This is a genomic window from Paenibacillus sp. MT124 (genome assembly GCF_058792755.1).
Genome location: NZ_CM179500.1, coordinates 3,833,307 through 3,846,653 on the forward strand (window position 1 = coordinate 3,833,307; position 13,347 = coordinate 3,846,653).

The 13,347-nt window shown below is 44.1% G+C and carries 11 protein-coding genes; 3 read left to right on the top strand and 8 right to left on the bottom strand.

All coding sequences use genetic code 11. The features are described from left to right. The first annotated feature begins 26 nt into the window (after positions 1–26). Complete coding sequence (locus AC3RCI_RS17230) at positions 27–812, top strand: helix-turn-helix transcriptional regulator (RefSeq protein WP_492525738.1); 786 nt, start codon at positions 27–29, stop codon at positions 810–812. A gap of 18 nt (positions 813–830) precedes the next feature. Here the strand turns inward: AC3RCI_RS17230 and AC3RCI_RS17235 are convergent, their stop codons facing one another. The 3 genes from AC3RCI_RS17235 to AC3RCI_RS17245 form a co-directional block, all read right to left on the bottom strand. Continuing rightward, positions 831–1,418: a GNAT family N-acetyltransferase gene (locus tag AC3RCI_RS17235; RefSeq protein ID WP_492525740.1), complete on the bottom strand. Its 588-nt coding sequence runs from the start codon at positions 1,416–1,418 to the stop codon at positions 831–833. Positions 1,419–1,759: 341 nt separating this feature from the next. Continuing rightward, a complete protein-coding gene (locus AC3RCI_RS17240; protein WP_492525741.1) occupies positions 1,760–2,173 on the bottom strand; it encodes a cupin domain-containing protein in 414 nt (137 codons plus the stop codon). A 23-nt stretch (positions 2,174–2,196) separates the two neighbouring features. Next, positions 2,197–2,967: a carboxymuconolactone decarboxylase family protein gene (locus tag AC3RCI_RS17245; protein WP_492525743.1), complete on the bottom strand. Its 771-nt coding sequence runs from the start codon at positions 2,965–2,967 to the stop codon at positions 2,197–2,199. Positions 2,968–3,174: 207 nt separating this feature from the next. Between AC3RCI_RS17245 and AC3RCI_RS17250 the strand changes: the two genes are divergently transcribed. Then, a complete protein-coding gene (locus AC3RCI_RS17250; RefSeq protein WP_492525745.1) occupies positions 3,175–3,720 on the top strand; it encodes a TetR/AcrR family transcriptional regulator in 546 nt (181 codons plus the stop codon). Between the two features lie 567 nt (positions 3,721–4,287). Here AC3RCI_RS17250 and AC3RCI_RS17255 read toward each other — a convergent pair. Further along, the gene (locus AC3RCI_RS17255; RefSeq protein WP_492525747.1) at positions 4,288–4,776 is read right to left on the bottom strand and encodes an NUDIX hydrolase; all 489 of its coding nucleotides are present in this window, start codon (positions 4,774–4,776) and stop codon (positions 4,288–4,290) included. A gap of 170 nt (positions 4,777–4,946) precedes the next feature. Between AC3RCI_RS17255 and AC3RCI_RS17260 the strand changes: the two genes are divergently transcribed. Further along, positions 4,947–5,888, top strand: a complete 942-nt coding sequence (locus AC3RCI_RS17260) for a DMT family transporter (RefSeq protein ID WP_492525749.1) — start codon at positions 4,947–4,949, stop codon at positions 5,886–5,888. Positions 5,889–5,986: 98 nt separating this feature from the next. On the opposite strand, the gene AC3RCI_RS17265 is transcribed toward AC3RCI_RS17260, so the two are convergent. The 4 genes from AC3RCI_RS17265 to pdxS all read right to left on the bottom strand — a co-directional run bounded on the left by AC3RCI_RS17265 (position 5,987) and on the right by pdxS (position 13,317). Further along, complete coding sequence (locus AC3RCI_RS17265; RefSeq protein ID WP_492525751.1) at positions 5,987–8,257, bottom strand: beta-glucosidase; 2,271 nt, start codon at positions 8,255–8,257, stop codon at positions 5,987–5,989. Positions 8,258–8,276: 19 nt separating this feature from the next. Beyond that, positions 8,277–9,509, bottom strand: coding sequence for a PTS sugar transporter subunit IIC (locus AC3RCI_RS17270; RefSeq protein WP_492472515.1), 1,233 nt, complete (start codon positions 9,507–9,509; stop codon positions 8,277–8,279). 203 nt (positions 9,510–9,712) lie between these two features. Then, positions 9,713–12,226: a GH39 family glycosyl hydrolase gene (locus tag AC3RCI_RS17275; protein ID WP_492525753.1), complete on the bottom strand. Its 2,514-nt coding sequence runs from the start codon at positions 12,224–12,226 to the stop codon at positions 9,713–9,715. A 209-nt stretch (positions 12,227–12,435) separates the two neighbouring features. Next, a complete protein-coding gene (gene pdxS, locus AC3RCI_RS17280) occupies positions 12,436–13,317 on the bottom strand; it encodes a pyridoxal 5'-phosphate synthase lyase subunit PdxS (RefSeq protein WP_095286539.1) in 882 nt (293 codons plus the stop codon). Positions 13,318–13,347: the final 30 nt, after the last annotated feature.

The window sequence follows — 13,347 nt, forward strand, 5'->3', positions numbered from 1 at the left end:
ACCTATTGTGCTAAGGAGGATAAGGCATGCTTACGTTACTTTCTTGCGGCTATCGCACCATTCACCATGAAGGGATTGTGAGAAACCGGCCAAATGGTTCGGGAAATTACACCTTTGTGTTTTTTAATAGCAGAGCAGAAGTGAGATTGCATGACAACACGAGCACGGTGGAGAAGAATACCTTCATTTTGTTTCAACCTCAAACGCCTCATTATTACCGTGAGCTGGAGAGTCCATTTATTAATGATTGGTTCCACTGTAACGGCAGCGATTTCCACGAATTTCTCCTAAGTATTCAATTTCCTGTGGACACGCTTATGGAAGCTTCAGATCCCTTGTTGATTTCCAGAAGCATCATGGAACTTCAGAATTGTTACAGACTGGATGGAAAGCTGCGTGAGAAAATTATCGATTGCGACCTTCAGTCTTTCTTCATGAAATTGAGTGACTTGCGAGCAAGAACTACTCCCCACCAACTTAGCCGTTATTACATTCAATTTACTGAACTCCGCAACGATATCTATCGCTCTCCTCAGCAAAACGTAACCGTAACAGAACAAGCTTCACGATTAAATATGAGCAAATCCTACTTTCAACACATCTATAAAGAGCTATTTGGTTGTTCCGTAATGACGGATATGATTCATGCCCGGCTTGAGCATGCCAAATATCTTTTGGATCACAGTGAGCTCTCCGTTAATCAGATTGCGGATGCATGTGGTTATGAAAATGACACCCATTTTATGAGGCAGTTCAAGAAATTTGCTGGTGTTTCGCCCAGGAAATACAGATTCAGAATCGAGCCCAGTTGAAAACGATTTTGTTAGACTTCAGAGATTTAACCAATCTGCCTTGCGAAGCTGGTAATGGTTGTACTTCTCCTCTTCAATTTCAATCTCAGCAATGAAGAGAAAATGGTTTTTCAGAATGACTTTATTTGACGACCCGTTCTCTAAGAGTGCAATTGCATTTAATTGTTCAACTTCTGTATTTTCGAATACATATTGAACAATCCCTCTAACAGCTTGAGAAGCATAACCTCGATTTCGATGTTCTTTTGATATTGCGTACATGATTTCTCTATTCGGATTCGGTAGTTCATCTTTTATACCAGAACAACACCATCCGATAAGTTCTCCTGTCTCTTTCAAAACAATCCCTAATCTTAAAATGAGTTCCTCCACAGGTTTGCCCTCTTGCACGCGTTGAATAAATTCATTGTTGGTTGGGATTTCGTAATGTATCAGCCAATCTTGGCGAACTTCCTTTGGAACATTCCACCCTGGTAAATAGCCATGAATTTCAGGTTGCCATGTGAGTTCATGAATACGCTCCAGGTCAGAAAGCCGATATTCCCGAAGAATAATATCTCCACATATAATGGAAAGTCTGTTATTTATGGTGTTATTAGATTGCATGATATCCTCCTATAATTTTATGTACAATATCCATTTGCGAGCGCAATTCTAGTAAAGATAGCCTAGTAAGTCCAGCTCCCCTTCATCCCACCTCATCTCACTTAATTCCTTGATCATGATTTCGCTTATCGGCTCGTGACCTATTCCGTTCGTCATTTGTAAGCAGCTGACTCCTCCTAAACGAAAATATGGATTTAAACTTTATCCATTGCATTTCTACACTGGTTCTCTAAAACCTTCTAATATTAACGCAATAGATTTCTATAAAAGCAACAAAAAACACCCTTACGGGTGCCTCTTTTGTTCAGCTCAAAACTTGTGGTTCATGAGAATCTGGTGGTTCACTTCGTCGCACTATCGTAAACTTCATCCGTGACAGGTTCAAGCCATTCAGGTGTACCTGCAGTGATCGCTATATGTTCAAACCAGCTGTCTTTTGCGGCACCATGCCAGTGTTTTACACCATCATGCGTAACAATAACATCGCCAGCTTTCAGGAATTGGACAGGCTTGCCTTCCTCCTGATACCACCCTTCTCCACCGGTAACTAATAGTATCTGAAATCCGTCACGGTGAATATGCCAGTTGTTTCGGCAGCCCGGTTCAAAGGTCACGTTCCCTACGCCAACATTCACTTTCGGATCTGCAACCAGAGCTTGAAGATAGCTTTGTCCCACAAAATATTGGGCATAAGCTTCATTCTTCTCTCCTACCGGAAATATAACGCCGTTCTTTACCTCTTCATGTTTTGTCATATTTGATTTCTCCAATCTGTTGATTAAAATGATTTCTCTTCATTTTCCGGAATCACTTCATTGATGCAAGCAAGTGCATTGAGTGTCCTTGGAAAACCCATATAAGGCAGACAATGTGTGATCGCCGCAATCAGCGTTTCCTTGTCATTTCCCACATTTATATTTCCCTGTACGTGTGCCTTAACTTGGCCTTCGGCTCCTCCCAATGCACTAACCATAGCCAGTGTTAACAATTCCCGGATTCTCAAATCAAGTCCGTCACGGGTATAGAAATCCCCGAAGCAAAAAGCCGAAAGATACTCCTGAATATGCTTCTGGTTCGAAGGTGCACTTGCTCTCATTGTTTCAATGACATCACCAAAAATCTCAATCTGAACAGCAAGCCCTTTTTCCAAACGACTATGTTCTGAAACCTGGCTTTGGCTTTCAATAGGCAATGCAATATTATGGAACGTGAACACCTCATTCACTTCATGAATGGCGTTTAATGTTTTCGGAAAACCGATGTATGGGGCACACTGGTAAACGGCCTCTTTAATTTCAACCGGAGTCACCCCAACATTCAATGCCGCACTTACATGAGCCTTAAGCTGAGGTAATGTCTGATTGACCGTAAGGACGACCAGTGTCAGCAGCTCCCGCTGAATGTCCGTCAGCGTACCTTGATCGAACACTTCTCCAAAGATAAAACGGCTTAGGATGTCCTGAAATTCAGGATCTGTTGCATAAGAAGAAGGAACGCCTTCACCAAACAGTTGTTGGTATTTTTCCTTGCTCTTTTCAATTCGATCCAAGTGCTTCGCCTCCCTGCAGGTTTCTATTCTATTATTTCTGTGAAGGAAACATAATTGATTGGGATAATACATATTGATGCGTTACCGCACATGTGTATAATATAAATGGAAAGTGATATAGCTTCAATAAACAAACCGTCTTCATTCGTGCGCTATTGCACAAATTTGAAATAATGTGCGACTACCCTCAGGAAAGGTGCGAACCCCATGTCCAAATTGGATCGAAGAGTACAAAAATCACAAGAAGCCATTAAGAATGCATTCACCCAACTAATGTCTGAAAAAAATCTGGATCAAATTACGATTCAGGACATCTCCAATCGGGCAAACGTCGGTCGAAGAACGATCTATGATCATTACATGGACAAATTTGATTTGCTCGACAAACTTATTGAAGAACACATTAACGAGCTACGAAGAATATGTGAAGCCGCATCTGACTTGAGTTTTGCAGAGGGAAATCTCCTCTGGTTTGAATACTTTGAACATCATCATCCCTTCTTTTCAGCCATGTTATCAAGCAAGGGCGCCTCTGTATTTCGTCATCATTTTCTTGCATTTGTTAGTGAAGAATTAGAGGGCGAAGTGAATATAACCGAAGGAATAAATCAGGGATTAAGCAAGGTGATCATTCTTAATTTCTTTGGAGCGGCAATCGTGGAGATCGTCGAAGCGTGGCTTACCAATGGAATTTCGGAGTCAACTCAGGTTATTGCAGAACAAGTAGGGGTTTTGTTAGATCGGAATTTCTAGGAACAGATTAAAGAATTAGATATCACAACAGAAGGGACATTGAACCATGATTTTTATTACCAAAAAATTGTTGAATCGGCTAACTCAAACTCATAGAGAACCTAACATGTTCATATGTTATTCCACTCCGCAGAGCTGGTCAGCGAAGACAAGCCGGGCTATATTGCTCATAAATGAAGATAAATTAATCATCCTTTTTCTCAATTTTTTCTCGACTAAAGTCATACATAAAGTTGAATTCCAAACAGCTGAATTACAAGATCAAACCTATCATTCTGGAACCTTATTGTCTGCAACATGGTCATTCCATGTTCAAGGCCGGCGATGGAAATTCATGATTCCCAGGAAGATCCTTACGCTGGGCTCGATGCAGAGCGACTTTTTGAATTTTATGAAACTTCGTATCTATCATTAATATTGAAAACATCACATCAGTCTCCGGCCGTATGAATAAGAGCAGTCGATCCAACGAATCGCCTGCTCTCCTGTGTCCAATCAACAGCTGTTCAACCAATTGACGCTTGAGCATCTGCACATAACTTTATTCAACGGCAAGCACCCGTACAGCTAAACATGTCGATGAAGCTTGGTGTTACACTCCGATGTTGTCGCAGTGACATACTCCACGTAATTCACTGAACCTTGAAAATTCAGATACGCTTCATAACGCATGCGGATAGCAGGTAGTGTAATATAATCCAGCACCTGTTCCTTGGGAACCCACCTGCACTCGCTCGTTTCCTCAGATGCAGCTAATTCTCCACCTTCTAATTTGCACACAAAATCAAACATGACCTTTGTCGGTACATCCGTCACACCGTCATACCACTTATGTACTGCTGTATTCGAGACCACACTAATCAAACGACTAACACTGGCCTCTATCCCACTTTCTTCCTTGATTTCACGGATCACGCCATCAATCAGGTTTTCTCCTACTTCGGTAATCCCGCCTGGGTAGACCCAGCCATCGTCATGGGCCTTTACTAACAGGACATTTCCGTGTCCGTCTTCTACAATTCCGCCTGCCGATACAATATGCGTTGGAAAGACCATCTAACCACCTCCTTTACAGTAATCTGTATATATATTCCACATCCTTCATACAGCCTCCTGCTTAAACAGAGTCCATTCAACTTTTGGATACAAGCCGCAGGAAATGTGATATGGTCTAGAATGTATTTGTTGCATCACATACGCACTACAATTTGAGGAGAAGATTAAACGTGAACGACAGTAACGCAATTGAGAAACCGCACAGATTAACAGATCCACTGGTTGTAACCCTAATTGCAAGCCTATGCTGCTTGTTATGGGGAAGTGCTTTCCCCTCTATTAAACTAGGGTATATCGCTTTTAACATCATGCATGAAGATATTGCTTCCAAGTTTGTATTTGCAGGGTATCGATTTATACTCGCAGGCTTGCTGCTTCTAATCCTGTACCGACTGATTGGAAAACGAAAGTTTGCTCTATCTGGACGACAATGGACCAGCCTCTCTATGCTGGGCGTCATGCAAACAGGACTGCAGTATATGTTTTTTTACATAGGTGTATCCAATACGACAGGTGTTAAAGGCTCCATTATGAACGCGACAGCAACCTTTTTCAGTGTGGTGCTAGCCCATTTCCTGTATCAAAATGACAAGCTAAGCAATAAAAAAGTCATGGGAACTGTGCTTGGATTTATCGGAGTCATCATTGTGAACTTCAACACAGATCTATTTGCATTTTCTTTTACATTTACAGGTGAAGGCTTCGTGATTGTGGCTGCTTTTATATTTTCCATTACTGCCATCTACGCAAAGCATCTAACATCTTCCATGGATGTATTGGTCGTTACGGGATTCAGCTTGTTTGTCGGCGGATTAATGCTTGGTCTGCTGGGCCTCTTGCTTGGCGGGCAGGTTACACATTTCACCCTGGAATCCACCAGTAACTTAATTTATTTGGTTCTGTTGTCATCAGCGGCATTCTGTCTATGGAATCTGCTTCTGAAATACAACAAAGTAGGAAAAGTGTCGGTGTATAACTTCCTGATTCCCGTATTTGGCGCATTACTTTCTGCTCTATTTTTGGGAGAAAGTATTATGGAACTAAAAAATCTGATTGCCCTCCTGTTCGTGTCGATCGGCATTTACATCGTTAATCGAGCAAGCTCTGCATAACATTCGGCTGCTCGTAAACGGTATGTCCCGGAACGATAGAAAAACCAAGTTCATGTCCTTTTTACGGGATTGAACTTGGTTTTTCTTTACCTTATCTATTATTTCCGTGCCTGGTTGACCTTGGCGATAAGTTCATGAATAATTTCATCGGGCGAACGTTCATCCATCCATTGTTGACCGAACATTTGGAATACTTTGATCATCGGGAAATCTGCCCAGAATCCCACAAACTCCTCGTTAAGATATACCTTGTCCGTAACGTGCTCGTTCATTTCATTCAGGCAATGCTCCAATTCCTTTTTCCCTGCAGGATCACTCATCCACTCACTGAGCAGACTGAATTTGTGGAACGTGATTTCTTCCTTACCAAAGTCACAATGCAATCGTTCTGTGATTCGGAGATCTTTGGACGAGCTGCCAAGTGAAATTTGGAAAAAGCCGGTCTCTGCCACCCAACGGTTATACTTGGTGTTGTAGTATGCAAAATCTCTCTCTTCCAGTTCAAAAGTAATCTTACGTTTTTCACCTGGCTCCAGTTCAACTTTGGCAAAAGCTTTCAATTCTTTCTCTGGACGGGTCCATGTGCACTCTTCATCGTGAACATACAGTTGAACAACTTCTTTCCCCTTGCGCTTACCGGTATTTTTCAATTGGAAGGACACCGTAACACCGGTATGGGTCTGAGCCACTTCCAGATCCGTATACAAAAACGATGTGTAAGACAATCCGTGTCCAAACGGGAATTGAGGTGCCAGTTCTTTCCGGTCATAATATCGATAACCCACGAAAAGGCCTTCGCGATAATACAGCTTGCCGTTCTCTCCGCGAATTCGCATATGTGAAGGGTTGTCCGACAGTTTGACAGGGAAGGTCTCAGACAGCTTGCCTGATGGGTTCGTCTGTCCGAACAATACATCTGCAATCACTTTACCCATGCCTTGACCCGACAACCACGAATGAATCACCCCAGGTACATGCTGTACCCATGGACGCATCGCCAGTGCGGAGCCGCTGCTCGTCACAACAATGCACTTGGGCTGAACCGCGGCTACCGCAAGAATCAATTTTACCTGATGCTCGGGAAGATCAATGCCTTGCAGATCATGCATCTCTGATTCGGCATATTCCGGTTGGCCAACAAACAGTACAGCAACATCGGAATTCATGGCTAATGAGACGCTTTCCTGAATTAGCTCATCATTGATAGAGTCATCCTCCGGGTACCCTTCTGCATAGTTCATGGTCATGGCATCACCAGCCAGATTCTTTATCTCGTCCCATGGAATATCAACTTTTGTAGGTGTTACCTTCGCACTGCCCGCTCCCTGAATTCTCGGTTTTTTGGCAAACCGTCCGATCACGGCAATCGACGAGATGGACTCCTGCCCTAACGGAAGAATCGCGTTCTCATTTTTCAGAAGCACAATACTTTCGGCCGCCGCTTTACGTGCGAGTGCATGATAGTCCGCATCTGGAGAAGAATCCATGTCTTTTTTGCCCGTTACCCGCTCAACCAGCTTCAAAATACGACCCACGCTTTGATTCAACTGTTCTTCGGACAGGCTTCCGTTCTGAACCGCTTCAATAATCGCTTTGGCATTGTAATTGGCGGGACCCGGCATTTCCAGATCAAGCCCGGCCTTTAGTCCGCGTATACGATCATTGACAGCTGTCCAGTCGGATAGGACAACACCTTCATAGCCCCACTCTTCTCTCAAAATGTCATGCAGCAAATGTTCATTCTCACTCGTATATGTTCCATTCAATAAATTATAGGAACACATGACCGTCCATGGGTCGGATTTCTTAATAATCCGTTCAAAGGCGCTCAGGTAAATTTCGCGAAGCGTCCGCTCGTCGATTTCCGAACTGGTTACCATTTTCTCGAACTCCTGATTGTTGCCGGCAAAGTGTTTGACAGAAGCGCCCACGCCTTCGCTTTGGATCCCGTTTATAAACGCCGCACCAAGCTCGCCCGTCAAGTATGGGTCTTCCGAGTAGTATTCGAAGTTTCTTCCGCCAAGCGGCGTTCTTTTCATATTTACACCAGGTCCAAGCAGAAGCTCGACGTCCATCGTTTTTGATTCACGTCCCAGTGCCACACCGACTTCATACAACAATTCCGTATTCCACGAAGAACCGATGGCTGAACCCGTAGGATAACAGGTTGCGGGGACATTTTCCGTTGTAATACCCATTTCTTCATCGCTGTTCGTTTTACGGATGCCGTTTGTCCCATCGTACATATGAACTGGCGGAATGTTTAACCGCTCAATTCCTTTCGTCATCCACATATTCAAGCCTGCGCAGAGTGAAGCTTTCTCGGCCAGCGTCAATTCCGATAACAATTCATTGATTGATTTATCCATAGTACTCACCCTTCTGTTATCAATTTTGTTCCTGTTCTTTCTTCAGTTCCTGTGCATCATACAGTTTGAAAAACGGAAACCAGACAATAAATACAATCACCAGGACAACCGCCAGCAAGATAAGCCCATTGAATCCGGACATAATGTAGGTGGACAAGCCGATCGGTGTATACCATAACTGGAAGATCTGGCTCGGAATTCGTACCCAACCCCAGTCGAGAGCCAAATAAACAATCACTGGCGTGATAAGTGCGTTAATCCACATCGGCACCATGAGTAATGGATTAAAGGCAATCGGTGCTCCGTACACGACAGGTTCATTAATGTTGAACAAGGACGGGATAATAGTCGCCTTGCCGACAGATTTCAGCTTTTTCGAACGTGCCATCAGGAACCAAACAACTAATGGCAAGGTCGCACCCATACCGCCAATACCAAGCCAGCCGGAGAAAAAGGTTTCAAATGTGTTGATATTGACCGGATCTTGTCCCGCTGCGACAAGAGCTGCATTTTCTTCAATTGCTGGTATCCAGATTGCGTACCAGATCGGTGTCATGACCCACGGGCTTACGCCGAAGGAATACAGCACGACGCCGATAAAGTTGAACAATAAAAATCCGGTTAAACTTTGTCCCACGGCATTGATTGGCTCAAATACGTTCACGATCAGGCCAAAAATATCAAAATGAAGCTGATATACAAGCACCCATCCTGTTGTTAATACCAGGGCGATCGGGACGAGAAAATCGAACCAGTCCATAATGAATTCGGGAAGTGAAGATCCCTTTTTGAAGAACGAAAATTTGTTGCACAGGATCATGACAAGAGCGACGAATACACCTACCAGAAGTGCTGTAATCATCCCCGAGGGCCCAAATCGTTCAAGGATGAACTGAATGGTACCGTCTTCGTTTACCGTCGGGTTAAGCAGCATGACGAACAGAGATATCCCCGTCATTCCCGCCAGCAGCTTGATTTTGTGTCTTTCTCTTTTTTCCATCACCACATAAGGCGTCAAGAAAGCAATAAACAACCCAAGCAAACCGAAACTGAATGTCGTGATCGGTGTCAGGTCCGGCATACCAGGAATGAAATCCTGCAAAATCGAAATCAATGTAATAATTGAACCGATGAAAATCATCGGAATGGCGACCATGATGGCTTCTTGAATCGAAGAAACCCAAATATTGTTCGTAAACGCCTCCAATCTTGGCGCAAACGAATCTGTCATCCATTTCATGAAACGCTTCATCCAAAACTCCCCCTGTCTTCCTCTTAGCTGCCACAACCATAGTATATCGATTTGTGTGAACGCTTTCTTGTTGGAACTTGCCTCTTCATGGTTCGTTTTTTGCCCATTTCTAATCCTTCTTTCTAGCTTGCCTGCCTGTACAAGAAATAAACAACAAAAAACATCCCTCCATTGCTGGAAGGATGCCTTAAGGATACTTTTTTTTAATATTGTCTATTCAAAATGAGCAGCGTCACGCCATGTGGCGGGAGCAAAATCTCCCTGCGCCAACACTCATCCCTAATGATCTCTGTCCTCATGAAGGGTCCGCTCCTGCCTTCCAGATAAGAGATCTCTTCTTCCGTTAAAGAGTATGGTGATCCCATGCGTGTCCACTCATCAAAAACGGAGCCATGATCCCGATCGAGTTGATAACTGGTGCATTTATAAGGCCCTGGAAGCTTGTTAAGCGTGAGTTCAAAGGCTTTGCTGCCCTTCTCCTCAAATACGTCATAACGGGTTGAACAGGATAATTCGGACCAATCTCCACTCGCAAACAACTGATCTACATGCACATAATGATAGAACAGAAATTGCATGCTTCCGTCACTTTTTCGCGTTCCGACATAACCGTCCCCCTTGATTAGCAGCTCATCACCCAGCTTCTCCATAAGCTCAAATGCATAATAGCTAGGTTTCTTCAGACCATCGCGATTGATCAGGCCAAAGCCCCCATAGAAAGGAGAAGTTGGAACGATACTTTCTTCGAATACATCGGTAAAAGACCAAAAAGCCATGGCTTTCACATCACCGAGTGTATTCATCGTGTGATAAATGACGAACGGAGCCATGAACATGGTATCGTGCAGCAAGTTACGGTCATACAGCGAAAAATTCCACTCGGTGACATGGAGTTCAGCATGTCCGTACGAAGACGCCTTCATTTTCTGCCGAAGAAGATCAATGCTTTCCTTATAGAAAGAAGGCGGCATGATTTGAGTTAATCGATCCTCTTCAACTTTTAGCTTGGGATACTCCGAATAGATATGGAACGAGAAAAAGTCGAGGGCAGCTTCATGCTTCCTGCAATATGATAGAAACTCCTCAGCCCAGGTGTCGTTCCAAAGAGATCCATAACCCATAGCTGGGCCTCCCACTCTCAGATCGGGCAATACCGTTTTGATGGCATGGGCGGTCAATTCGTAAAAAGCGAAATATTCTTCCTTGCTTCCTGCCCAACAAACACCAGCCAGGTCAGGCTCGTTCCAGACTTCAAAGTACCACTTCTTCACTTCTTCCGCCCCATAACGATTCAAGCAGTGCCTAATGAATTCACGAACAAGTGCCTGCCACTTGGTGGGGTCGGATGGCGGGCTAATATTCCCCCTCCACCAAAACAACGTTTCCTTGGATCTCGCCAGCTGGCTCGGCATAAAGCTTAATTCCACGAATGGCCGAACTCCCTGATCCAGCAGGAAATCATACAACTTGTCCACATAAGACCAGTTATAGACAGGAGTGCCTTGATCCGTTTCGCTGTACACCATCATCTCATCATTAAATATGCCGTGAAATCGAATGTACTTAAAAGGTACTTTGCCTTTCAAAGCAGACAGCTGCTTCCGCCAATCTTCACGCAAACCTTCGATGGCTCTTCCCGCCGTCATGGTGATATTCCAGTGCTTTTCGTAGACGAACGATGTCTGATCCGCACGAACCTTGATGCTAGTTTGGTCTGACAGATGTGCAGGTGATACAGGGAGCATCTCCTGATCTGCGTCGCCTTTGGGATCCAAATATCGATACAACGAGCCAATCGCATTCAACGTTTCCATCTCGTAATAATCTCCGCTAGAAGATTCCTCATACGTTTTGGGCTTGCGGTTCACATTCAACTGATGAGGTTCCGGTGTACGCGAAGCTTCCCGATAGGAACCGGGCGTGCAGCCATACTTTTCCTTGAAGTATTTGTTAAACAGCTTCACATTGGCAAATCCGCAATCCAGCGCGATCTCCGAAATATTTTTATCGTTTGCTGCCAGTTGCGCCTGAGCTTTCTCCAGGCGAATGAGGGTCAGATACTTTTGGAAAGGTATCCCGATCTTGTCCGTAAAAAAGTGGGAAAAATAATGCAAGCTTAAATGCTCGGAATCTGCCATATCCTGCAGCGTAATCTTCTCATTATAGTGAATATCAATATATGTGAGGACCCTGTTCAGCCTTTTATAGTCATAGTCCCTGCTTCCTTCTTCCAACGTCGGATTCGTTCCATTTGAAAAATACCTCTGCAGGAAGCCGCATAACATCTGTAATCTGCCCATGGTGAAATTTTGATACCCCGGCGTTTTTTTGTTGATCTCCCACACCATCTGCGCGAGATGTTGTTTGATGCTAAGCAGCCGGGGAACGTCCTGCTCCACGTTCAGGGCAGAGTTACAGGAGATAAAAGCATTATTGTTCATCAACTCCGGACCAAACTGCAATGTTAATAACACGTTGTCCTGATTGGTTCGTTCTATCTTGTGGACGGACATGCTGTTTACCACAATCAAATCATCTTCATGCAACGTATACTGCTGCTGGTCCAGATACATGTTGATTGAACCATGGAGAACATAGACAACCTCCACTTCCTTATGCCAATGGAAATCAATATGTTTCACTGAGTTCACGAAGAGTTTCATAGGCAGATCGTCGTGATGTTGAATAAACTCATATAGATAGCGAATGGTCTGCACCTTCCTTCATACCGCTTATTATAGACACAGCATTTTGAAGATATCAATGTGCAGGTCAATTTCACGTCCGTTACATTCATTGTCTGCCTTTTGGAACATCCGTACAATGTTCTTTAAGAATAACAAAAAAGCCGATCAATTATACTCAACTGATCAGCTTTTTTCCTCACTATTCAGACTACCTACTACTTATCGAAATCCCTTATATCTTACCAACCGCGGTCGGACATGCGCTCATCCGCAGACAGTTTGGAAATCTCGATCCCTTTCATTGGCGCACCCAGGTTTTTGGATACTTCGGCAATCAGTTTGTAATCCGTGTAATGTGTTGTCGCTTCGACAATGGCACGAGCGAATTTCTCAGGGCTATCCGATTTGAAAATACCGGATCCAACGAATACGCCGTCTGCGCCCAAATGCATCATAAGTGCAGCATCTGCCGGAGTGGCTACACCGCCTGCAGCAAAGTTAACGACTGGAAGTTTGCCATTCTCATGTACTTCAAGCAAAAGCTCATAAGATACACCCAGGTTTTTCGCTTCAGCATACAATTCGTCCTTGGACATGTTTTGGGCTTTGCGGATTTGGCTGTTAATCAGACGCATATGGCGAACAGCTTCCACAATATTGCCTGTTCCAGGCTCACCTTTGGTACGAATCATGGATGCTCCTTCACCAATGCGGCGAAGAGCCTCTCCCAGATCTTTGGCTCCACATACAAATGGTACAGTGAACTCATGTTTATCAATATGGAATACTTCGTCTGCAGGTGTCAGTACTTCACTCTCATCGAGATAGTCCACGCCAAGGGATTCAAGCACTTTAGCTTCGATGTAATGACCGATACGCGCTTTGGCCATCACCGGAATGGATACCACTTTCATAACCTCTTCAACGATTGTTGGATCTGCCATGCGAGCTACACCGCCGGCTGCGCGAATATCAGAAGGTACCCGCTCAAGAGCCATAACAGCTGTTGCCCCAGCCGCTTCCGCAATTTTAGCTTGTTCTGCATTCATGACGTCCATGATGACGCCACCTTTTTGCATTTCAGCCATTCCTCTTTTAACACGATCTGTACCTGTTTGCATGATTGTAATCCTCCCAGTTTAACTTTTGAT